Source organism: Borrelia anserina Es (assembly GCF_001936255.1).
Lineage (GTDB): Bacteria > Spirochaetota > Spirochaetia > Borreliales > Borreliaceae > Borrelia > Borrelia anserina.
In genome coordinates, this window is record NZ_CP013704.1 from 581,834 (window position 1) to 604,882 (window position 23,049).

17 protein-coding genes and 1 tRNA gene are annotated in these 23,049 nt (G+C 29.3%); 13 read left to right on the forward strand and 5 right to left on the reverse strand.

Features of this window, described 5'->3' with window-relative positions; all coding sequences use genetic code 11:
- Positions 1-26: 26 nt before the first annotated feature.
- Together N187_RS02820 and N187_RS02825 are read left to right on the forward strand one after the other, a co-directional pair.
- On the forward strand, positions 27-401 hold the full coding sequence (locus N187_RS02820) for a response regulator (protein WP_025419737.1): 375 nt from the start codon (positions 27-29) through the stop codon (positions 399-401).
- Positions 402-447: 46 nt separating this feature from the next.
- On the forward strand, positions 448-1,791 hold the full coding sequence (locus tag N187_RS02825; protein WP_025419738.1) for a Sapep family Mn(2+)-dependent dipeptidase: 1,344 nt from the start codon (positions 448-450) through the stop codon (positions 1,789-1,791).
- 136 nt (positions 1,792-1,927) lie between these two features.
- On the opposite strand, the gene N187_RS02830 is transcribed toward N187_RS02825, so the two are convergent.
- Both N187_RS02830 and pyrH read right to left on the reverse strand, forming a co-directional pair.
- Positions 1,928-2,011: transfer RNA gene (locus N187_RS02830), tRNA-Leu, on the reverse strand.
- Between the two features lie 8 nt (positions 2,012-2,019).
- Positions 2,020-2,709: a UMP kinase gene (gene pyrH / locus N187_RS02835; RefSeq protein WP_025419739.1), complete on the reverse strand. Its 690-nt coding sequence runs from the start codon at positions 2,707-2,709 to the stop codon at positions 2,020-2,022.
- A 228-nt stretch (positions 2,710-2,937) separates the two neighbouring features.
- Here pyrH and N187_RS02840 point away from each other — a divergent pair, with 228 nt between their 5' ends.
- The 8 genes from N187_RS02840 to recG all read left to right on the forward strand — a co-directional run bounded on the left by N187_RS02840 (position 2,938) and on the right by recG (position 14,536).
- Positions 2,938-4,002: a glycosyltransferase family 2 protein gene (locus N187_RS02840; protein WP_025419740.1), complete on the forward strand. Its 1,065-nt coding sequence runs from the start codon at positions 2,938-2,940 to the stop codon at positions 4,000-4,002.
- A gap of 61 nt (positions 4,003-4,063) precedes the next feature.
- On the forward strand, positions 4,064-4,210 hold the full coding sequence (locus tag N187_RS04905) for a hypothetical protein (RefSeq protein WP_156922702.1): 147 nt from the start codon (positions 4,064-4,066) through the stop codon (positions 4,208-4,210).
- 401 nt (positions 4,211-4,611) lie between these two features.
- A complete protein-coding gene (pyrG, locus tag N187_RS02845; protein WP_025419741.1) occupies positions 4,612-6,222 on the forward strand; it encodes a glutamine hydrolyzing CTP synthase in 1,611 nt (536 codons plus the stop codon).
- Between the two features lie 109 nt (positions 6,223-6,331).
- The gene (locus N187_RS02850; RefSeq protein WP_025419742.1) at positions 6,332-6,919 is read left to right on the forward strand and encodes a hypothetical protein; all 588 of its coding nucleotides are present in this window, start codon (positions 6,332-6,334) and stop codon (positions 6,917-6,919) included.
- Between the two features lie 177 nt (positions 6,920-7,096).
- Positions 7,097-8,278, forward strand: coding sequence for a methyl-accepting chemotaxis protein (locus N187_RS02855; RefSeq protein WP_025419743.1), 1,182 nt, complete (start codon positions 7,097-7,099; stop codon positions 8,276-8,278).
- 148 nt (positions 8,279-8,426) lie between these two features.
- Positions 8,427-11,870, forward strand: coding sequence for a DNA polymerase III subunit alpha (dnaE, locus tag N187_RS02860; protein ID WP_025419744.1), 3,444 nt, complete (start codon positions 8,427-8,429; stop codon positions 11,868-11,870).
- An 11-nt stretch (positions 11,871-11,881) separates the two neighbouring features.
- Positions 11,882-12,454 (forward strand): YggT family protein, encoded by a 573-nt coding sequence (locus tag N187_RS02865; RefSeq protein ID WP_025419745.1) that lies wholly within the window; start codon positions 11,882-11,884, stop codon positions 12,452-12,454.
- Between the two features lie 9 nt (positions 12,455-12,463).
- Positions 12,464-14,536, forward strand: coding sequence for an ATP-dependent DNA helicase RecG (recG, locus tag N187_RS02870; RefSeq protein ID WP_025419746.1), 2,073 nt, complete (start codon positions 12,464-12,466; stop codon positions 14,534-14,536).
- On the opposite strand, the gene N187_RS02875 is transcribed toward recG, so the two are convergent.
- Positions 14,533-15,327 carry a M15 family metallopeptidase gene (locus N187_RS02875; protein WP_075550324.1) on the reverse strand — a complete coding sequence of 265 codons (795 nt, stop codon included), beginning with the start codon at positions 15,325-15,327 and terminating at the stop codon, positions 14,533-14,535. The two genes, recG and N187_RS02875, sit on opposite strands and share 4 nt — an antisense overlap.
- 107 nt (positions 15,328-15,434) lie before the next feature.
- Between N187_RS02875 and N187_RS02880 the strand changes: the two genes are divergently transcribed.
- The 3 genes from N187_RS02880 (at position 15,435) to murD (ending at position 19,690) form a co-directional block, all read left to right on the forward strand.
- The gene (locus N187_RS02880) at positions 15,435-16,784 is read left to right on the forward strand and encodes an MATE family efflux transporter (RefSeq protein ID WP_025419747.1); all 1,350 of its coding nucleotides are present in this window, start codon (positions 15,435-15,437) and stop codon (positions 16,782-16,784) included.
- A gap of 182 nt (positions 16,785-16,966) precedes the next feature.
- Positions 16,967-18,310, forward strand: a complete 1,344-nt coding sequence (locus N187_RS02885) for an MATE family efflux transporter (RefSeq protein ID WP_025419748.1) — start codon at positions 16,967-16,969, stop codon at positions 18,308-18,310.
- A 24-nt stretch (positions 18,311-18,334) separates the two neighbouring features.
- Positions 18,335-19,690 (forward strand): UDP-N-acetylmuramoyl-L-alanine--D-glutamate ligase, encoded by a 1,356-nt coding sequence (gene murD, locus N187_RS02890; RefSeq protein WP_025419749.1) that lies wholly within the window; start codon positions 18,335-18,337, stop codon positions 19,688-19,690.
- On the opposite strand, the gene N187_RS02895 is transcribed toward murD, so the two are convergent.
- Both N187_RS02895 and metG read right to left on the reverse strand, forming a co-directional pair.
- On the reverse strand, positions 19,687-20,736 hold the full coding sequence (locus tag N187_RS02895) for a lipid II:glycine glycyltransferase FemX (RefSeq protein WP_025419750.1): 1,050 nt from the start codon (positions 20,734-20,736) through the stop codon (positions 19,687-19,689). The genes murD and N187_RS02895 overlap by 4 nt on opposite strands.
- Before the next feature lie 21 nt (positions 20,737-20,757).
- Positions 20,758-22,947, reverse strand: coding sequence for a methionine--tRNA ligase (gene metG / locus N187_RS02900; protein WP_075550333.1), 2,190 nt, complete (start codon positions 22,945-22,947; stop codon positions 20,758-20,760).
- Positions 22,948-23,049 lie beyond the last annotated feature (102 nt).

The window sequence follows — 23,049 nt, forward strand, 5'->3', positions numbered from 1 at the left end:
CTTTTATATGGGTTTAGGAGCGTTGCATGCAAAGAAGGATTTTGGTTATAGATGATAATAGAGCTATTAGGCAAAGTGTTGCTTATATTTTAGAGCAGAATGGTTTTGAGGTTTCCGAAGCCCAAGATGGGCTTGAGGGTGTATCTAAGTTTAAAGAAGCTGTTGGACAGAGTGATAAAGATTTTGATCTGATTATTACAGATATCAATATGCCTAATTTAGATGGAATAGGTGTAATTAAACAGATAAGAGAATTTGGAAGTTTTGTGCCGATACTTGTTTTAACAACTGAATCTGAACAGTCAAAAGTTGATGAGGGACGTAAGGCTGGTTCTACTGGTTGGCTTGTTAAGCCTTTCAATCCTGATACTCTTATGCAAACATTATCAAAGATATTTTAGTTCTTATTTTTAAGTTTTCTTAAGGTTATATTTAGGCTTTAGTTTTATGGATTTTAATTTAGAAAAACAGTTTTATTTCCATCTAGGAGAGTTGGTAAAATTTAATAGTGTTAATGCTTTTGCTTCAGAAAATAAGCCTTTTGGGGAACAGATTGATTTATGTTTAGATAAAGTCTTAGAAATAGCTCAAGGTATTGGTTTTAAAGTTTATAAAGATCGAGATGGATATTATGGTTTTGCTGATATAGGGCAGGGTGATGAAATTATAGGTATTTTGACTCACATTGATATTGTTGATGCTGGTAATTTGTCTAATTGGTATTCAGATCCTTTTAAGCTTAGTTTTAAAGATGGAAAAGTGTATGCTAGGGGTGTTTTGGATGATAAGGGACCCTTGATGACTATTCTTTATGCTTTTAAATTATTAATTTTAGAGGGAATTTTTTTTAAGAAACGATTTAGAGTGATTTTTGGGACAGATGAAGAGACTTCATGGCGTTGTATTGAAAAATATAAGCTTAAGGAAGAGATACCTGATTTTTCTTTTACACCTGACGGTGATTTTCCTGTTGTTAATGCTGAGAAAGGATTATTGCAGTTCGATGTTATTAGTAATGAAAGATTTTTTATGGATTTTGAGCTTGGGACTGGATATAATGTGATTCCTGACAAGTGTTCTTTTGTGCTTGGTGATTCTAATAAGGATGATTTTAGAATTTTGCTTGACAGTTTTGGTGGTAAGATTAGATATAAATTTTTAGAGAATAATGTTTTAATTCACGGCACTTCTGCACATGCTTCATTACCTGAACTTGGTGTTAATGTTGCTCCTTATGCATTAAGTATTATTAAGTCTTTAGGTGTAAAAGCCGATTTTATTAACTTTTTTGAGGACAAAATTGGTTTTACTGTTAATGGTGAGAAACTATTTGGGAGAGTTTTAGAAGATTCAATATCTGGACAACTTACTCTTTGCTTGACTAAGATTAAGTTATCTAAGATATCTAAGCAAATTTTATCTTTTGATATGAGATATCCTGTAAGTTTTAAACGAGAAGAGCTAGTTAGTTTGATAAAGGGAATTTTAAGTTTATATTCCTTAGATTATCATGAAGTTTCTTTTCTTGAACCTCTTTATATTGATTCTAGTTTACAGTTTGTTGAGTCTTTGCTTGAAGTTTATAAGAACTTTACAGGTGAGAGTGATGTTAGTCCTATTGCTATTGGTGGTGCGACTTATTCGAGATCTTTAAAAAATTGTGTTGCTTTTGGTCCGTTATTTAAAGGTTCAGATAATACAGCTCATAAAACTAATGAGTGTATTGATGAGGGTGAACTTGTAAATCTTATTTTAATTTATAAGAATGCCATTGAGAAACTTAATACTTAAAGAATTTATCTTTAGAAAGATTTAGTATTAGTAATTTTAATTCTATTAGACGTCATTAGTGCTCATTTTGGCGAGTGACATTTATTTAGATTCTTCTCTTAATATAAGAACCTTTTATTATTTAAATTAACTTGATTACCGGTAGTCAGAGTCGAACTGACATGAAGTTACCCTCATCAGATTTTGAGTCTGACGCGTCTACCAATTCCGCCATACCGGTAACAGATTTTATTTTACTACAATAGTGCCTAAAAAATCATCATTTTGATCAAAAACTTTCTTTAAGTTTTGAAGTTTAGTTCCATTTAATATATAAGCCTTAAGACCAAGCTTAAGTGCCAGTTTGGTTGCTATTGGATCGAATGGTAGGTTTGAACCAGGTTCCCAATTGTTTCCAACGATATCTTGTAATTCATTCCAAGTAATATTTTTTAGTCCTTTTGCGTCATTAAATTTTTTTGGATCTTTATCATAAATTTGATTTACGTTGGTTAAGTTAATTATTTCAGCTGATTTAAACCTTTCGGCAAACTTTACAGCGATGTAGTCTGTTGAGAATCCTGCTTTCCATCCTGATGCAACTAATATTTGTCCTTTAAAGTTAAAATCTTGAGTTGGATCACTTACTATATTATCAATGCAGAATGGTTGCATTGCTTTGCTTATAAGTTTGGCATTCAGTTTGGTTGCCATTATTCCAATCTCATCGAGTTCATGATTTTTAAAATTGGGATTGATTTGTTTATAAGCATCTTGGTATTCTCTTGCTGTTTTGCCTCCTCCTGTGATTAAGATAATTTTTCTTTTATTATCTTTTTGTACCCATTGAAAAATAAGATTTTTAAGATTTTTAATATATTTTATGTTTATTTTATTGGGATTGATTATGCTACCCCCAAGGCTAATTATTTTTATCATTTAAATTCCTTGTTCTTTAAGTTCTATCTGTTTCTTTAATTTGTATTATATAGTATATTTATATCTAGTTTTTTGGAAAAGATATTTTAAATCATATAAGCTTATTAATTATGTTGTACGATGTTTATACAATATTTCCTTATATCTTATAATTAAGAGTATTTAGTATATTCAATTGTTGATACAGTCTTTTTATTTATTAGGTTTGTGTTTATTTGGGAGGGTTTTATGTATAAGTACAAGGTCTCTGTGATTATTTGTTTTTTTAATTCTGAGAGTACCCTTGAAGTGATTATAAAAAATGCTGTTAATCAAACATTAAGAGATAAAGAAATTATATTGGTGAATGATGGTTCTTACGATAACAGTTTAAACCTAGCTCAAAAATATGCTGATCAATATGATTTTGTGAAGATTATTAGTCAGAAAAATTTAGGAATAGCTGCTTCTAGGAATATTGGACTTGAAAAGTCTGAGGGAGAATATATAATTTACTGGGATAGTGATGATTCTGTTGAGAGTACTATGCTTGAAGTATTATATAATAGGGCAAAGGCTGATAATTCAGATGTTGTTTGTTCTCAGTTTTATATTTACTTTCTTGCAAGAAATATTAAAAGAAAATCTGCGCTTCCTTTTCCAAATTATCCAATAGCTGGAGAAGTTGCTTTTAAAAATTTATTATTGACTGTTTTTGCTAGCTTTTGTAAGAAAAATTTTGTTGTGGGTACATTTTGGGATAAACTGATTAGGAGAGATTTAATAATAAAGAATAATATTAAGGTAAATGATGTAATATTAGAAGACATAGTTTGTATGGTGCATATTTTTTTAAAAGCAGATAAAGTTTCTTTTGTAAATAATTATTTTTATACTAATTTTCAGCGGATGGGAAGGGCCAGTTCATCTATTAGTGTAATTAGTAAACTTAGTGTATCCCTTAAGGTTGTAGAGAATTTTCTAAGGGACGAAGGACTGTTTGAAAAATATTTTGAATATTATAAAAAGTTTTATTTGCAGCTTTACTATTATATTTCTTTTAAGCAGGTTTATATTATAGGTTGTCATATTAAGGATCGACTTGTTTATAAGGCATATAAAGAGAAACTTATTTCTGTTCTTAATGAAGTTCGTAATTCTAAGGAGTTTCAAAGCTATTATTCAAGTCTGAAGGGTTCCAGGTTCAGTGAGATTCAAATTTTACCAAGAATGATGTTGAAGGTTTGGCATTTTAGTTCAAGACTTTATGTTAATTTTTCTCTATTTATTTATAGATTTTTTTTAAAGAATTAGTGTTTTATTCTTGTGTTTATTATAAACTCCTTTTAAAATTAGTATAAAGAGAGAAGTTTAATTGAAATTAGCATTTATAGGTGTTTCATTTTTTTATTATAATACTAAATTTTATTCAGATTTGAATTTAAATTATTTGATGCTTTTCAAGAACATGATAGAAAAAATTGTTCTTTTTAAGCTTTTTGGTGGATTCTTAGGTGCATAAAAGAGAGAAAAGTTTTTTAATTCTTTAAAAGTTTTTCCAGGAGATCCTCTAAATTTGTTTTTTTAAAGGATGTTATTCTTTTTTTGGTGTTGGTATTTGTATTTATTTTTTATACATTTCATTCTTAGAGTAAATAATAATTATGTATTTGTATGAAGTAAGTATTGCTATCTCATGGCTAGCAGTTTTTATTAAGATAATGTTTTTGGGATAGTTTTTGTTTGTATATAAATTATTATTATGAAAAATTTATTTTTATAAAAACATAGAAAATATTATTCTTAAATTTATAAATCTTTTTGTAATTTATATGTTACCTAAACAATTATGGTACTAAAGATTTTGATTTAAGTATTTTTAAGTGTTAATAATTGATTATTGGGTTTTTTTGGAGAGTGTTAATGATAGATAATCTAAAAATTTTGGTAGTAACAGGTGGTGTGATTTCTGGGATAGGTAAGGGAGTTACATCTGCAAGTATTGCACGATTATTTAAGGACGATTTGAAGATAACACCAATTAAATGTGATGGTTATTTAAATACTGACCCTGGAACCATTAATCCTGTTGAGCATGGAGAGGTATTTGTTCTTGATGATGGTGGAGAAGTTGATATGGATTTTGGTCATTATGAAAGATTTTTAAATCTGAATTCTAAGTCTAATTGGAACATTACAATGGGAAAGATATATAAAAATATTCTTGAAAATGAAAGACATGGAAAATATTTAGGCAGAACTGTGCAGCTTATTCCTCATGTTACTGATGAGATTAGAGATACAATTTTTAAGATTGCCAAAGAAGAGTGCAGTGAACTTTTGGTAATTGAGATTGGTGGCACTGTAGGAGACATGGAAAATATTTTGTTTATTGAGACGATGAGACAGATAAGATATAAGATTGGGATTGATAGTATTGCTTTTGTGCACTTGACTTATATTCCAAATCCTGCTGGGATAAATGAGCAGAAATCTAAGCCTACTCAACAGAGTGTGAAAACTTTAAATAAAGCCGGAATTTTTCCAGATTTAATTATTGCAAGAAGTTCTCAACTTCTGACAAAGCAGATGAGACAGAAGATAGCAATGTTTTGTAATGTTGATGAGATGTCCATTATTGATAATACTGATGTTTCAACTATTTATGAAATACCTATATCTTTTTATAAACAGGGATTACATGAGATTTTGGGTTCAAAGTTGAAAATAAATGTTAAACCTAAGGTGGATAGTCTTGAGCAATTAGTAGGTGTAATAAAGAGGAATCTTATCTTTCCTCAGAAGGTCGTGAATATCGCTGTTTGTGGCAAATATACTAATCTTGGCGATTCTTATGCATCAATATTTGAGTCTTTAACTCATGTGTCTGCTAATTTAGATATTTTAGTTAAGACTATCGTGATTGATAGCACTGATTTTGATGAAGAGATGTTAAAAGGTATAGATGGTATAGTAGTGCCTGGTGGGTTTGGGAGTAGAGGATATGAAGGTAAAATTCGTGCAATTAGATATGCTCGAGAAAATAATATTCCTTTTCTTGGCATTTGTCTTGGTATGCAACTTGCAATAATTGAGTTTGCACGTAATGTTTGTGGAATACTTGATGCTGATACTGAAGAGAATTTGTCTGAGGAGCATTCTACATTTAGTTCTATAACTCCTGTGATTCACTTATTGACTGAGCAAAAGGAACTTAAGGATAAGGGTGCTACAATGCGACTTGGAGGATATCCTGTTTTGTTAAAGAGAGATACACTTGCTTTTAAGCTTTATGGAAGTGAGATGATTGTTGAGAGGTTTAGGCATAGGTATGAAGTGAATAATGATTATCTTGATTTGTTTAATAAGCATGGTCTTATTGTATCTGGAGTTTCTGAAGATTCCCAAATAGTAAAGATAATAGAAGTACCAAAAAATAGGTTTTTTGTGGCTTGTCAATTTCATCCTGAGCTTATTACAAGGTTGGAAAGCCCATCTAAGCTTTTTGTAGGATTAGTAAAAGCATGCCTTTGATTTTTTCAAGTTATGTTATTTGGATTAATTTATTAAATTAATTTCATTAATTTAATAAATTAATATAATCTATAAGTGTATTTCTTTAAGAAAATTTGTTGGGGGGATAATGAAGGAGCATGATGTTAAAAAGGCAATTTTGATGAAAAGATTAGTCAAATATTTCTTTGATGAGCTTAAATATAGAATGAAAATACCTTGTCTTAGACCTAATAATAAAGATATGAGTAAAAAGTATATATTACTTAATCTTTTAAGGAAAATAGCTAGTCTTCCATTTAATAAACAATATGAAATTGAGGAACAATTTCCTCTTGATATTTCAGGAAGGGGCATGCTTACAGATGCAGTGCTCATTAAGAGATTGGATTATGAAAGATGTATTATTGCTGGTATTGTTGAGGCAAAAGCAGATCATGTAGACCTTGAGTATGAACTTAGTCGGTTTTTGATTCAAAGCGGTAAGATTAATGTTCTTTTTTGGCAACCTAGGAGAGTTATTTTAAAGCAGGATGAGGACTTGATTGTATTAGATGCAGATGATATTTTTAATCTTGATAATGATTTTTATTTGCCAGTGGTTAAAGAGAAGCTAGAAGATTTTATTAATATTTTTATGAAATTTTTCTCTTATGAGCATGTTTTGTTTGAGTATAATAAAATGTACAGTAAATATTCTTTAGTTAAAAACAAGTAATTTATTATTTATATGCAATTTTATTGGTGATGTGGAAAGTATTATTTAGCTATTTTATGTTAGGTTTAATTTTATAAGTTTGTGTTAAAATATCTTTTCTTGAGTGTTCTTCTTAATTTATTGCATTAAAGTACGTTGATGTTGTTAGAAAATTATTTTTTGTGGTAGAATTTTTTCATGTATAAATTTTCATTTTTTGGTAGTAAAAAATCTGATGGGTCTGAATCATTTAAAAACGATTTGTTGAGTGATATTGAGGATGATAGTAAAGATTTAAATGTATGTGAATATACAATCCCTGTTAAAGAGATAATAAAGGGAGTGTATCACGCTAAGTCTTCTATTAGTAATGTTTTAGTCCATATTGAGTTTTTATGTAATAATTTATTTTCTAGCTTTGAGAGTATTGACAAGGTCTTTGGGTCACTTATTGAGAGAGCAAATGATGCTCGTAATCAGGTAAGTATTATTTTCGAAGATCTTGAGAAGAATAATGAAGAGAAATTGAAAAGTGTTAGTACTGTTATTGTAGGTGTTCAAGGAAGCCTAGAGACAATCAATAATTTTTTAGGTGCAACTAATATGATTTCTCTTAATGCTAAGCTTGAAGCAGCAAGAGCAAAAGAGTACGGAAAAGGATTTTCTGTTGTTGCTGATGAGATTAAGCGACTCTCGGATCAGGCAAAGAATGTTATGAATATGATTTCCGTTAAGGAAATTGAACAAGTATCTAAGGATTTAGTTTCTAATAATATTAAGAAATTGCAGTTAGATATTGATAGCTTTTTCTCAAGTTTGATTGAAGAGCTTACTTCTATTGAAGATTTATTCAAGCATTTTGTTGGGCAGCAAAACGATTTTTCAACATTAATTAGTGATCTTGAGAATGTTGAATCTAACGTTTCTTACTTGGCAAGGAGTTGTGATTCTTTATCTAGTTTTAAAGCTTTTATGTATTCTAATGATGAGTTTTTAAAGGAATTGGAATTTAGCATTTCAGAACAGATGTCTTGGATGAGTATTGTAAGATCAATTGTTGAGAATCAAAAAATGATGGCAATTCAAACTGATCCTATGAAACATGGGTTTGGATTGTTTTATAAGGGATTTATTCCAAATGTTCATGAGGTCAAGGAAATTTGGGAGAATATTTATTCTTGTTATTTAGATATTCATAAACTTGTTGTTGAAATAATAAAAGTGTTTGCACATGATAATTCTAGTAATTTGGACTTGAAGCGAGCAAAGGATTTTTTGGTACAAGCTGAAGGTTTATCAGATGAAATTATTAGCAAACTTGAGTCTGTTAAAAAAATAGTAGTTGAATGTGAAAATCAGGGTATTAAAGTTTTTGCATAGTTTTTCATTTATTTTAATTGTTTTTATTAATTTAGATTTTTAAGTGATTTAAGCTCTCTATTTAAGGGTTTATTATTTAATATTCTGTTTTAAGCATAAAGTATATCTATGCAAAATTAATTTTAATTTTGATAAAATAAGTATAAGTATGGATTTAAAAGTTAAGTTTATTCATTTGCATGTGCATTCAGATTATTCTCTTTTAGATGGAGCTGCTAAGATTACAGATATTGTAGCAAAGGCAAAAAAATGTAATATGTCTCATATTGCATTAACAGATCATGGTAATCTTTTTGGTGCTGTTAGATTTTACAGAGAAGCAAAAAGGGTAGGAATAAGACCCATAATTGGTATTGAAGCTTATATGTCAAGTACTCCAAAGACTATAAAGAAAAATGATGAACTAGGGAAACCTTATTATCATTTAATTCTTCTTGCAAAGAATGAGTTAGGCTATAAGAATTTGTTAAAATTGACAAGTATTTCTTATCTTGAGGGATTTTATTACCGTCCAAGGATCGATAAGAATGATATTGAAAAATATTCTCAGGGACTTATTTGCACTTCTGCATGTATTGGTGGGATTATTCCGCAGTTAATTCTTGCAAATAGGTTTGATGATGCAAAAAATACAATTCTTTGGTTTAAGAGTGTTTTTGGTGATGATTTTTATCTTGAACTTCAGCGTCATGGGATTAAACAGCAGGATATAGTAAATGAAAAGTTAATCGCTTATTCTAGAGAACTTAATATCCCACTAACTATAGCTAATGATTCTCATTATGTGAATAAGGAAGATGCGATGGCTCAAGACATTATTGTCTGCATTGGAACGGGTGCTAAGAGAAGTGATCCTAATAGACTTAAAATGGAGACAGATGAGTTTTATATTAAATCTCAAGAAGAGATGTGTGAACTCTTTAAGGATTTGCCAGGAGCTTTAGCAAATACTTTAAAGATTGCTGAAAAGTGTAATGAATTTGAGATTAAATTTCCAGGTCCTATTTTCCCTGAATATCAGGTGCCTAGTGAGTTTGCTACTCTTAGTCAGTATTTAGAGTATTTAACACTTGAAGGTTTAAAGTTTAGATATGCAAATGTAACTGATAGTATTAAGGAGCGTGCTTTTTATGAACTCTCAACAATCATTAAGATGGGATTTGAGGCGTATTTTTTAATTGTTTGGGATTTCATAAAATTTGCACATGATAATAGTATTCCAGTTGGTCCTGGGCGTGGTTCTGGAGCTGGTTCTATTGTTGCATATGCTCTTAGAATTACTGATATTGATCCTTTAAAATATAATCTACTTTTTGAGAGATTTTTAAATCCTGAACGTGTGTCTATGCCTGATTTTGACATTGATTTTTGCTTTGAAGGTAGAGATGAAGTTATAAAATATGTTACAAGAAGGTATGGTGAGGATAAGGTTGCACAGATAATTACTTTTGGGACTTTAAAGCCTAAGGCTGTCTTTAAAGATGTAGGAAGAGTTCTAGATATTCCTTTTGCTCAGTCTAATGAACTTACTAAGCTTATTCCTGATGGTCCGAAAGTTTCCTTAAGAGAAGTTTTTGAGGATGGGTCTTTAAAGGCGTATTTTAATAAAGGTTCTATTTATAATGAATTAATGGAAGTGGCGCTTGTTCTTGAAGGCATGAATAGACATGTTTCAACTCATGCGGCAGGTATTGTTATTTCTAGGACGCCTTTAACAGATTATGTTCCGCTTTATAAGGATTATAAGCAAGACACGATTTCTACACAGTATACTATGGATTTGCTAGAAGATTGTGGTCTTGTGAAGATGGATTTCCTTGGGCTTAAGACATTAACTTTAATAAAGAATGCAGAAAATCTTATTAGAATTACTAATCCTGACTTTAGCATTGCTAATATTTCTGATAGTGATGAGAAAACTTTTAAGATGCTTTCTGAAGGGCGTAGTGCTTCTGTTTTTCAATTTGAATCTGAAGGTATGCAGCAAGTTTTAAGAGAAGCAAAACCTGACAGTATTGAAGATTTAATTGCTTTAAATGCACTTTATCGTCCAGGTCCTATGCAGTTTATACCTCAGTTTATTGCAGCTAAGACAGGAAATAGGCAGATTAAATATCCTCATCCAGATTTAAAAGAAGTTTTAAAGCCAACATATGGGGTTATTGTTTATCAAGAACAGGTTATGGAAGTTGCAAGGATTATTGGCGGATTTTCTCTTGGGAAAGCAGATATTTTAAGACGTGCAATGGGAAAGAAGAAAGAAGATGAAATGAATAAAATGAAAGTTGATTTTATAAAAGGTGCTGTTAGTAAAGGTTATGATGAAACTCTTGCAAATGATATATTTGAACTTTTAAAGCCCTTTGCTGGTTATGGCTTTAATAAATCACATGCAGCTGCATATTCTTTAATAGCTTATCAAACAGCTTATCTTAAGGCCAATTATCCTGAAAGTTTTATGGCTGCTAACTTAACAAATGAGATTAATAATACTGAAAAGCTGTCTTATTATATTGAAGAAGCAAGGTCGATGGGGATCAATGTTTTAAAACCCGATATAAATCAGTCTTTTAAAGAGTTCCGTGTATTGGGTTCTGATATTTCTTATGGTCTTAATGGTATTAAAAATATTGGGGGTTTAATAGTTGATCTTATAATTACTGAGAGACAAGAGCATGGAGCGTATAAATCCTTTGAAGAGTTTATTCGAAGAGTGGATGATAAGGTTATAAATAAAAAATTTCTTGAGACTGCAATAAAGGCTGGTCTTTTTGACAGTCTTGGCCAAAATAGAAAAACACTTTTTGAGAATCTTGATAAATTAATAAATTTTGTAGTAAAAGATAAGAATGATAAGAAATTTGGGCAAAATAGTTTATTTGGATCTTTTGACTCTCAAGATATTACTCAAGAAAGTTTTAGTTATCATTTATTAGAAGAATATTCTTATCCTGAACTTTTAAGATTTGAGAAAGACCTTTTAGGTTTTTATGTATCTGGACATCCTCTTGATCCTTATAAACTCGAATTAGAACGGTTTACAAACTTTAATATTTTAGAGGAGCTTGCTGTTAAGAAGGATACTATTGTTAAGTTTGCTGGTAGTTTAAATTCAGTAAGGGTTATTTATACTAAGAGAAATAACGATAGGATGGCCTTTGGAGTTGTTGAAGATTTGAAAGGCGCAATAGACATTGTAGTTTTTACTGCAATTTATGAAAAATATAGACATTTATTAATTGAAGGTGAGGTGATTGGTGTTATAGGTAAGCTTACATTTAATAGAGATAAATTTTCAATAGTCGTTGAAAAAGTTTTAAGTATTGAAGAAATTTCTGTTAATAAGATTAATAATCTTCATATTAGATTTTCTAATGAAGGATTAAATGATTCGCATCTTCTTTATTCTTTAAAGGATAAGATCTTTGATCTTGAAGATAATACTGGATTTTCACATGTTTATCTTTATTTAAAAAACGATGATAAAATCTTGAAGCTTAAGATGGATTTAACCTTAAACTTTAAGCCTGATGAGTTTAAACTTAATGAGTTGAGATGTCATAAAATAGTAGAGGATATTTGGGTTGATTAGGAGGATTTTTTGTGATAATAGAGATTTTAATTGCATTTTTAAACATTTATAGAATTTTGATTTTGCTTAGAATTCTTTTTAGTTGGCTTGTATCCTCAGGAATTAATACTAGTGTGTTTTTTAGATTTATATATAATTCGACAGAGCCATTTTTGTCTATTTTTAGAAGGATTCGGGTTTTTAAGCTTGGCATATATGATTTTTCACCAATTGCAGCTTTAGTTACTCTTACAATAGTTGAGAGAATGTTGTCTTATGGTGATTATAAACTTTCCACATTTATTATATTATTTATTATTGAAATCTGGGGGATATTTAGAGGTGTTTTTTTTGCTCTTATTTGTTTCTTTATTTTAAGATTAATATTTTTGTTTTTACATCTATTTGATGGTACTGATTTCATGAGAAGCGTTGACTCATTGTTAATTCCCTTGTCTGTTAAGATAAATAATATAATTACAGATAAAAATATGTCTTATGTTCTTAATTTAATTGTTGCAGGATCATTGTTGATAGTATTTATAATCATTTTTGAACAGGTTATATGGGCTATTAGTGTCTTAGGTTCTTATTTGCCTTTTTAGGAATTTTTCATGTTTTTGCATGAGTTTCAGTATGACTTGCAGGGTATAAGTGGTCTTGGTAAGAAAGGGATTAGTAGATTAAATAGTCTTCACATTACAAATATAAAAGAACTTATAGAATATTTTCCTAAAAAATATGAGGATCGTCAAAATATAAAAACTTTTCCAGATCCACTGGAAGCGAGAAATTGTGAACTCATGACAGTTTTTACTGTTTTGGAACATAGAGATCTTAGAAGTAATTTTAATAAGAGGAATTTAAAACTTATAGCTCGGAGTGAAAATGGTGAGATATTTGAAATTCTTCTTTTTAATAGGAGCTTTTTAGAAGGAATTTTTAAAGTAGGTCATAAATTCTATATTTATTCTAGATTCAATTACAACAATTATACTCAGATGTGGAGTTGTTCTAATTTTGATAGTGAGGTGTTTAGTTGTAATCCTGAGAGATTTAAAAAGATTATTCCGGTTTATTCTCTTAGTGAAGGGTTGACTTCTAAAAAGGTATCCTCTTATGTAAAAGAGGCGCTTAGTTATTTTTTAAAGTTTGGTCAGTCAGACATACCTGAATTCTTAATAAATAAATATTCGTTATTGTCTTTGCATGAGGCTTTAAATGAAGTGCATTTTCCAAGTTCTCTTGAAATGCTTGATAGAGCAAAAAAGACTTTGGTTTATAGGGAGATTTTTTTGCTTCAATTGTTTTCAAGAGGGAGAAGTTCTGCAGTTTTTTCAAGGAGAGAAAAGGATTTATCAAGGGATTTGCTTGATAAAATTGTTTTGAAACTTCCATTTAGGCTTACTAGAGATCAAGAAGTTGTCATTGATGAGATAATTAATGATCTTAAAAGCAGTAAACCAATGAACAGGTTATTGCAAGGTGATGTTGGAAGTGGAAAGACTCTTGTTGCTTTTCTTTCTAGTATTCCTTTAATTGAAGCTGGATATCAAGTCGCATTGATGGTACCTACTGATCTTTTGGCACGGCAACATTATAATAATTTAACAAATATATTGAAAGGTTTTGATGTTTCTATAACTCTTTTAACTGGTAGTTTGAATAAGAGAGACAGAGAGAACGTTTTGGTAAATATTCAAAGTGGAACTTATGTTTTAGTAATAGGAACTCATGCTATTCTTTCCCAAGAAACAAGATTTAAAAACTTAGCTTATGTCATTATTGATGAACAGCATAAATTTGGTGTTGAGCAGAGAGAGGAGCTTAAAAACAAAGGGGAAGGAGTGGATGTTCTTTTAATGTCAGCAACTCCTATTCCTAGGAGCTTGGCTTTGACTTTCTTTGGTGATCTTGAAGTCTCTTTAATTAAGAGGGGTCCTGCAGGTCGAATACCTGTTACTACTTACTTAGTAAAGCATGGCAATGAAGAGAAGGTATATGAATTTTTAAGAAATGAACTTTCAAAAGGACATCAGGTTTATTTTGTTTATCCACTAATATCATCTTCACAGAAGTTTAATTTAAAAGATGCTACTAGTATGTGTTTGAAGCTTAAGAATATTTTTGTGGAATATTCTGTTGCAATGATTCATTCTAAGCTTGAATCTTGTGTCAAAGAAGAAATTATGCATGATTTTTACTTAAAGAAAATAGATATTTTAGTTGCAACAAGTGTTATTGAAGTTGGTATTGATTGCCCAAATGCAACTTGCATAGTTGTAGAGCATGCTGAGCGTTTTGGACTCTCTACTTTGCATCAGATTAGAGGACGTGTTGGTAGAAGTAACTTAAAATCTTTTTTATTTTTGCTTTATAAAGAGCCTTTAACAGAATCGGGAAAATTTAGACTTAAGACTATAAAGGAAAATATCGATGGATTTAAAATAGCAGAGGAAGATCTTAAGTTAAGAGGTCCTGGAAATTTATTTGGTATTGAGCAGACTGGTTATTTAAAGCTCAAGATATCTGATTTTGTTGGAGATAGGGATGTTATAAGATTGATGAGAGAAGAACTTAACAGTTTTTCTTTAAATCGGTCTTCTTATGGTAAATCAGATATTGATTTACTTGATAGTCTTTTACTATCATATTTAAGATCTGTTGCTAAAGAGAATGAACATTAATTTGTATATTTTTGAATTAATTTTGAAAGTTCTTTTTTATGTTCGTTCCAAAATGTGAGAAGTTTATATTGTAAATTGTTAAAATATTTTTTTTGTAAGATACATGCTTGTTTGCCAATGTACATGTAATGCCAAGGTTCTGCCTTATAACCGGTTTCTCCTTTATGATTTTTTGGATACGATAATGAGAATCCATACTTTGATGAGTTATCATAAAGCCATTTGCCTGCTTTTGTATTTAGTAAGTTGTCATCTATATTTATAAAATCGATGGTTGTTCCTAGTTGATGTTGTGAATGATCGGGACTTGCTGATTGAATTTTTGCTATATTAAGTCCATAAGTTTTGACATTATATTCAAATAAAAATTTTTGATATTCTCTTGTTCTGTATGCCGACACTATTTTTATTTGAAATCCATTTTCTTTTCCTGCCTTTACAAGGCTGATTAAGTCATCTATTACTATTTTTCTTAATCTTAAGTTTTCTTTCCCAATGCCCTTTAGTTCTTTAAAATCTTTTAAATAAACTAAATCAGTTGGATTATATCTTTTAGGAATTGGAAATTTTTTATTTACAAATATTAAGAGATCATTCTTTTCTGCTTTAAGTAGTGGTTTAAGTTCTTTTATGAATTGAATGGGCTTATTTTTTATTTTTTTTTGATGGGGAATGTCCAGGGTTTTTATGGCTTTAAGTAAAATTTCTAAATCTTGCTTTGATATTGTATTTGCTTGCAAAATCAGGTTGTGAGTTAATAGTATTAGTGAAAAAATATGTAGTGATCTCATGAAAGTGTAATTATATTATAATTGCTTTTTAATTCTGGGAGTGATTTTTAGATTTTATTAATGTTAATTTTAAATTTTTTTTGTAAAGATGGTAAACTAAACGAGATATGCTAAAAAGGGTTAACAATTATAATTCGATACTAGGAGAATTATTTGTATTGGCTGTTCCTACAGCTTTTGAATCTTTCTTATTTCAATTGGTAACATTTTTTGACAATTATATGATTGCTTATTTGGGATCTGTACAAGTGACAGGGGTTTCTCTTGCTAATAGAATAACTTTTCTTTTCTTTATTGTTATGTTTGGCTTGGGCACTACACTTAGTGCTTATGTTTCTCAAGCGTTTTCGAGAGAAAAATTTGTACATGTTAAACAAGCATTTGCTTATGCTTTTAGAATAGGAACAATTGTTGGAATGATTTTTTTCTGTATTTCTTTTATCTTTTCAAGAGATATTATTAAGTTATTTGTAGGAGAAGACAAGTCTTTAAATTTTGGAATAGAGTATTTAAGGATTGTTTCCATTTCCTATATTTTTATGTCTTATTCTTTTCTCTCTGCCATGGGTTTTAAAAGCATTAAAGATATAAGAATACCTTTAGTTGTTACTATGTTTGTTGTATTAATAAATATTGTTTTAAATTACATTTTTATTTTTTTGTGCAGTATGGGAATAAGTGGGGCAGCATATGCTACTTTGCTTGCTAGAATTATTGAATTTGTTTTTTACTTTTTTTATAACTTTTTGAATATAAATTCTTATTATCACCTTAAAACAGGTGACTTTTTTGTCTTAAAAAGTATTAAGATAGCTTATTTAAAGATACTGATTCCTGTTTTGTTGCATGAAATTTGTTGGGTTTTAAGCATAACTATTTTGCATGCTTTTTATGCTAGACTTGGAAGTAGTGAGTATGCATCTTTTGCAGTGGCATCTAATATTTTAGATTTGTGTTTTGTTGTGATGCATGGGATGGCAGTTGCAACCAGTGTTATTATTGGACATTTAATGGTCAATGATAAGGAACATGTTAGGACTTTAGGAGTATTTTTGTCAGTTATTGGAGTTATTTTGGGATTTTTTGTGGCCTTTATTCTTTTATTGATATCTAAATTTGCTCCTATTATTTTTGTTAATTTGGATTCTCCTGAACTTGTGGATACCTTTATCTCTATTTTTGCAAGTATTGTTGTTTTTAAGGGTTTTACTGCTCAGACACTGGTTGGTGTTTTTAGAGCTAGTGGAATTCCTAATATTTGTTTTTATATTGAGGTAGGAATAATTGTTTTTTATACATTGCCTGTTGCTTATTTTTTAGTTTTTTTTACAAATTTTAGATTGCCATTAATAGTGTTTATTGTAAATCTTGAAGAGATTCTTAAAAATATATTTATTTTAATAGAATTTTTTAAAGATAATTGGATAAAAGAAATTCATTATGAAGAACTGACTTAGTTTTTAAAATATGTTACAATAACAATTAAGGTTATTATATGATCAATATGAATTTAAAATTTATTTTAATTTTATTTAATAAGGGAATTTCCTCTACTTTTTTATAGTGTTTTTGTTTTGATATATGCTTCTGTTTTTTAGACAGCTTGAAAATTTGCTGTTTTTATTTTTAGGAGAAGATTATGTATTCATTAAGCAAATCTAAGAAAAGCAGCGTGTATCGAGATATTTTAAATATTGCAATTCCAACGGCCATTGAATTATTTTTATTTAATGTTGTTGCATTTACAGATAATATTATGGTGTCTTATCTTGGCGATTATCCTGTCGTTGGAGTTTCTCTTGCAAATAAATTTTTTGAGATTTTTAGTGCTATTGCTTTTGCTTTAATGGGAGCTTATAATATATTGGCAGTAAGGCAATATACTCAAGGTGATATTGATAAATTTAAAAATACATTTTTTATTAGCATTTTGATTCTTTTATTTTTCTCCTTTTTGTTTATGTTAGTTTCATTGTTCTATTCAGATTTTTTGCTTGGATTGTTATCTGATGACCTAGTTGCTATTTCTTATGGAGTGTCTTATCTTAATATTGCTGTTTATTCATTTGTATTTGCAATTTTTAAGGGAATTATTGCTAATTCGTTAAAAGTTGTTAAGATAACTAAAATTCAAATTGCTACTTCTTTTGTTGCAGTTGTTTTGAATGTAATTTTTAACTATTTATTTATTTTTATATTTAATATGGGTGTAATTGGTGCTGCTATTGCCACTACATTGGTTCGTTTGGTTGAATTTATTTTTTATTTTATTTATACTATCTTTAATACGGATTCATATTTTCATCTTAAACCTGAAAACTTAAAAATCAATCCTGTTATATTTTATGAGTTAATTAAGGTTTTTATTCCAATCTTCGTGAACGATTTTATTTGGTATTTGGGATATTTGGGATTAATTGCAATCTTTTCAAGAATTGATATTGCTAAGTATGCAGCTTATAGTGTAACTCTTTCTACTTATTTTATCGGATTTAATATAATTTTTGCTTTTTGCATTGCTGTCAATATTGTTATGGGATATGAAATGAATAATGATAAAAGAGAGATAATGTCTGTTGCAGTATATTTGAGTAAGATAGGTTTTATTCTTGCTGTTCTAACAGCTGTCATGATGTTTGTTTTATCATTTTTAGTTCCCTATATTTTTTATAAGTTGGAGTATGCAGATCTTATAGGAGTGATGCTAAGATATTATTCTATTTCATCTTTTTTTACATCACTTACGTTTCAATATTTATTTGGTTTTTTTCGTGCAGGTGCATCTCCAAACTTTGGGGCTTTTATGGAAGGTTCCATAACTTTTATTTATACCTTTCCTATTGCGTATTTTTTAGCAAATTATACCCAAATTTCTTTTGAAATTCTTGTTTTTATTCCAACTCTTGAAGATGTGATTAAACTTGGTATTTCTCTACCTTATTTTTATAGTACTAAGTGGATTAAATCTATTAAAACAGGCTAATTATTTTGTTATAATACTGATGCTATGTATTTAGATGATATAAGAGATAAAAATTTTTTGATTATGGGTTTGGGGCTTCATGGAGGGGGGCTCGCTGTTGCTAAGTTCTTATTAAAACATGGCGGCAACTTAGTAATCACTGATTTGAAGAATGAGTTGGAATTAATTCCAAGCATTAAGGCTTTGGAGCAATTTGGAGATAGAATTCGATATGTTTTAGGATATCATGATGAGGATGATTTTAAGAAAGCAGATGTTGTTATTAAAAGTCCTGGTGTAAGCTCTGATAATAAATATTTGGAGCTTGCAAAAAGGGTTGAGACTGATATTAGTTTATTTTTAATGTTTAATCGAAACCCCATAATTGCTATTACAGGAACTAAGGGGAAATCAACTCTTGCATCTCTTTTACATAGGGTTTTACTTGTTAGGTATCCAAATTCTAAGCTTGGAGGTAATATTGGGATATCTCCTTTAAGTTTTTTAGATGATCTTGATGGAATATCTCCTATTGTTCTAGAGCTTTCTTCTTGGCAATTGCATGATCTTAAAAATTTGTCTCCTATTATTAGTGTTATTACAAATATTTATTGTGATCATCAAAATTATTATTCAAGTTTTGATAGCTATATAGAAGATAAGTCAAAAATTTTTATAAATCAAAATTCGGGAATTTTGATTTCCCAGGATAGAGCTTATTATAATTATTTTTCTAGACTTAGACCTAAGTCTAAGGTCGTTTTATTTTCAGAAACTGTGCCTTTAAACTTTGAAAATGATATTTTTTATTTTAGAAGGGGCAAAGTTTATCTAAATAATGAAGTTTTTGGTGTTCTTGGTGAGTCAAGAATTGTGCTATTGATCTCTAAGATGATCTCCATGTTTGTTTCAGATTATTTATGCTTAGATTTAAGTGTTGTATCTGAGATTGTGACTAATTTTGATGGAATTGAGCATCGGTTAGAATTTGTAAGAGACTTTGGGGGTGTTAAGTATTATAATGATACAGCGTCGACAATTCCTGATTCTACAGTTATGTCTGTTAAAAGTTTAAAGACCAATCAAAATTTTATTAATCTTGTTACTGGTGGAACTGATAAAAAGCTTGATTTTGCAGTTTTTGGTGATATTTTAAGCATGGTTAAAACATGGATTTTATTAAGGGGAAGTGCTACTTTAAAGATAGTTAAATTTTTAGAAGAAAACAATATTCATTATTTTATCTTTTCTTCTTTAGAAGAATGTGTTTGTTATGCTAGAAAAATTTCTGTTCAGAATGATATAGTTTTATTTTCCCCTGCTAGTGCTTCTTTTGAGCTTTTTAAGAATGAATTTGATAGAGGACTTCAATTTAAGAATTTTGTGAGTATTATGACCTAAAGTCTTTTTTTTATGATTTTATAGTAGACATATCTTAGTACTTCAAGAATACTGTAAATTTTATATAAGAATTTTTTGTATACAAAGTCGTAACATCCAATTCTGTGGATAATTATGCCTCCAAATCCGGTTTTGAATTGAAAAAGACCAAATAAGGGGTGTTTTGGATCATAAGTTGGGGGAATTCCTAGAAGATCATATTCTTTTATTGCAAGGCTTTTAAGTAATTGTATTGCTTTGAATTGAACTGCATAATTGGGCATTAAGTGTTTACTTTCTCTACTTGAGGCTCCATAGAGGTATGTGGCCTTATCTTTATATATGCCGACAATGATTCCAGATATTAGTTTTTCATTATATAGTGCAATTATTAGTTTGATGTTGGAATTCTTGTCTTCTCTGAATGCTTTTATTAAATCCTTGATATAGTCTTTTGAGTGAATAGTAAATTTGTCTCTTTGGGCTGTTTCTTTATAAAGTTCATAAAATTCATTAAAGTATTTAAAGTCGTCATCTATTATTATTTTAATGTTTTTTTTACTGCTAAGATTTATATTATATCTTGTTTTCTTTTTCATCTTAGTTTTAATCGTGTCTAATGAGTCGTTTAGATATATTATAGTTGTATTTGATGGTTGTATATCATCGAACGTTTTTTTGAGGTTTTTAAACTTAATTTTTAGTGGGATATAGTCTTCTTTTAGGTTTCTTGAGATATAAAACATTAAGTCGTATCGTATAAAGATGGTATTTTTATGTAAGTATTGCCTTATATTTTCACTGAATTTTTTGATTTGGATATTAATTTCATCTACATTAATTTCTTCGATTTTCTTATTTGAAAATTCTGGATGGGCAATGTAACTTAAGTAGAGATTTCCGAAGATCTTTCTTTGCATCACAAGAATTTTGTTAAAATGATTACTACTTAATGCTATAGCTTTCCATGGACTTTTATTATTTGAGGCTTTTTTTACAATTGTCCATAGTTTGCTTTGTAAGTAATTTTCATTTAAGCTTTCTATTTCAATTTTTTTTATATCCATTGGTTTTGCTTGATTTTAGACTTAATACACTTTTCCATTTGGAATTTCTCGGGATAGTATTTTTTCTTTAGAATGCTCTAATATTAAGTTAATACCATTTACTTTAAGTTCTCCGTTTTCTGCTACAATTTGTGTTTTAAAGAATTTGTCTATGCTTATTTTTGAGGGTGACTTTAATTCTTTACCATTATCACTCTCAAGTATTATTCGCTCTCCAGGGATGGGGTTGTCTGTGCAGTCTTCTACAATTATTACTTTAAAATTCTTATTTTTATCCTCAGTTGCGATTAACATTCCTTCAGATTTTATTCCTCTAAATTTAGCAGGTTTTAAGTTGTCAACTATTATTATGTGTTTTTCAATTAATTCTTCTTCTTTATAATGGTCTGCAAGGCTGCTTACAATTTGTTTTCCGTTCGGAGTTCCGTCATCAAGTTTTAAAATGAATAACTTTTCTGCATCTGGAGTTCTCTCTATTGTTTTGACTTTTACGACTTTTAAGCATACTTGGTTGCTAAATAAATTTATTGGATTGTTTATTAGTTCGTCTTGCATATTTTTGCTCCCTGAATATTTTGATTTTAAACTATCAATTAATTGCTTTTCTATCTTTGTAAATAGTACTTCTGTGAACTGAATTGTGCTTAGACCTAGATTTGTTCCTAAAAATCTGTTAGAAATTTCATAACTTTCGCCAAAAAATTTTCTTATTTTGTCACTTGTGTGCGGTATAAATGGTGAGATTAAAATGGACAGATCCCTTATTAAGTATATTAAGTTTAATAATAATTTTTTTGTTTCTTGAGGTGTATTGTCCTTTGTTTTCCATGGTTCTTTATCTTGAAATATTTTATTACCTATTCTTGAGATATCAAGAATCTCTTTTAATGCCGATTTGAGTTCTATTTGTTTGAAAAAATTAAGAGTTCTATTATATTTAATATTAATTTCTTGCCAGAAGTCTTCTTTTATTTCTATTTTTTCTATTTTTTCTCCAAAGTATTTTTTATAAAATGTTAATATGCGGTTAACAAGGTTTGAGAAATTTCCAATAAGTTCGCTGTTTACCCTTTCCATAAAATCATCCCACATAAATTGAAAATCAGATTTTTCAGGTCTGTTGTAATATATGTAGAATCGCCAGGCATCAGAAGGTATGCCAGTAGTAATGACATCGTTCCCAAATATTCCAGTTCCTGCAGATTTTGAAAATTTTAGGTTTTCATAGTTTAAATATTCGCTTGAAGCTAGCTTGCTTAGCATTGTCCAGTTTTCCTTGCTTCCCAGCTTTATGGCAGGAAATATAACAGTGTGAAATAAGATATTGTCTTTTCCGATAAACTGTACTAAATTAGTCTCTTCATTGTTTTTCCACCATGATTCCCAATATTTTGAAATTTCTTTTGTAATTGAAATATATCCTATTAGTGCATCAAACCATACATAAAATACTTTATTTTCATATTCTTTTTTGGGTACTGGTATTCCCCATTTTAAATCTCTTGTGATTGCCCTTTCTTTAAGGCCATCTCTTAAAAATGCGTTTGTTATGCTAATGGCATTGGTATTCCAGTGCGTATTTTGTTTAGTTGTTTGTATCCAGTGTTCAAGTTCATTTTTTATCTTTGGTAAGTTAATGTAGAGATGTTTAGTTGTTTTTATAATGGGCATATTTTTGCAGATTATACATTTTGGGTTTATTAAGTCAGTTGGAGCTAGTAACTTAGAACAGTGTTCACACTGATCTCCTTTTGCATTATTTTTACAATTTGGGCAGTTTCCTGTTACATATCTATCGGCTAAAAACATTTGATCTTGTTGGCAAAAAAATTGTTCACTTTCTTTGTCTGTGATATAACCATTTTTTTCTAGATTTAAGAAAAAATTTTGTACAGTTTCTTTGTGGTTTTTATTAGTTGTGCGTCCAAAGATATCAAATTTAATGTTAAACCATTCGTAGATTGATTTGTGTATTTCATAATATCTGTTGCATAGTTCTTCAGGGGTGATTTTTTCGATTAAAGCCTTAGTTTCTGTGGCTGTACCATATTCATCTGTTCCACAGACATAAAGTGTATCTATTCCCATCATTCTTGAATATCGTGCAAAAGCGTCTGCTGATAGGACTTGTACTAAGTTTCCAAGATGAGGTATGTTGTTAACGTATGGCAATGCAGCTGTAATTAAGTTCTTTTTTTTCACTTGATTTATGTTTTCCTTTTTTGATGTATTATATTCATATTTTAATACCAAAATAAGTTATTTTATTCATTTTGTTTATTAAATAATTTATGCTTTTATTAATAGGCAGAT

Excerpts from the sequence above, each read along its gene's own strand:
- N187_RS02820 (WP_025419737.1), top strand. The coding sequence starts at position 27 with ATGCAAAGAAGGATTTTGGTTATAGATGATAATAGAGCTATTAGGCAA.
- N187_RS02825 (WP_025419738.1), top strand. The coding sequence starts at position 448 with ATGGATTTTAATTTAGAAAAACAGTTTTATTTCCATCTAGGAGAGTTG.
- pyrH (WP_025419739.1), bottom strand. The coding sequence starts at position 2,709 with ATGATAAAAATAATTAGCCTTGGGGGTAGCATAATCAATCCCAATAAA.
- N187_RS02840 (WP_025419740.1), top strand. The coding sequence starts at position 2,938 with ATGTATAAGTACAAGGTCTCTGTGATTATTTGTTTTTTTAATTCTGAG.
- pyrG (WP_025419741.1), top strand. The coding sequence starts at position 4,612 with ATGATAGATAATCTAAAAATTTTGGTAGTAACAGGTGGTGTGATTTCT.
- N187_RS02850 (WP_025419742.1), top strand. The coding sequence starts at position 6,332 with ATGAAGGAGCATGATGTTAAAAAGGCAATTTTGATGAAAAGATTAGTC.
- N187_RS02855 (WP_025419743.1), top strand. The coding sequence starts at position 7,097 with ATGTATAAATTTTCATTTTTTGGTAGTAAAAAATCTGATGGGTCTGAA.
- dnaE (WP_025419744.1), top strand. The coding sequence starts at position 8,427 with ATGGATTTAAAAGTTAAGTTTATTCATTTGCATGTGCATTCAGATTAT.
- recG (WP_025419746.1), top strand. The coding sequence starts at position 12,464 with ATGTTTTTGCATGAGTTTCAGTATGACTTGCAGGGTATAAGTGGTCTT.
- N187_RS02875 (WP_075550324.1), bottom strand. The coding sequence starts at position 15,327 with ATGAGATCACTACATATTTTTTCACTAATACTATTAACTCACAACCTG.
- N187_RS02880 (WP_025419747.1), top strand. The coding sequence starts at position 15,435 with ATGCTAAAAAGGGTTAACAATTATAATTCGATACTAGGAGAATTATTT.
- N187_RS02885 (WP_025419748.1), top strand. The coding sequence starts at position 16,967 with ATGTATTCATTAAGCAAATCTAAGAAAAGCAGCGTGTATCGAGATATT.
- murD (WP_025419749.1), top strand. The coding sequence starts at position 18,335 with ATGTATTTAGATGATATAAGAGATAAAAATTTTTTGATTATGGGTTTG.
- N187_RS02895 (WP_025419750.1), bottom strand. The coding sequence starts at position 20,736 with ATGGATATAAAAAAAATTGAAATAGAAAGCTTAAATGAAAATTACTTA.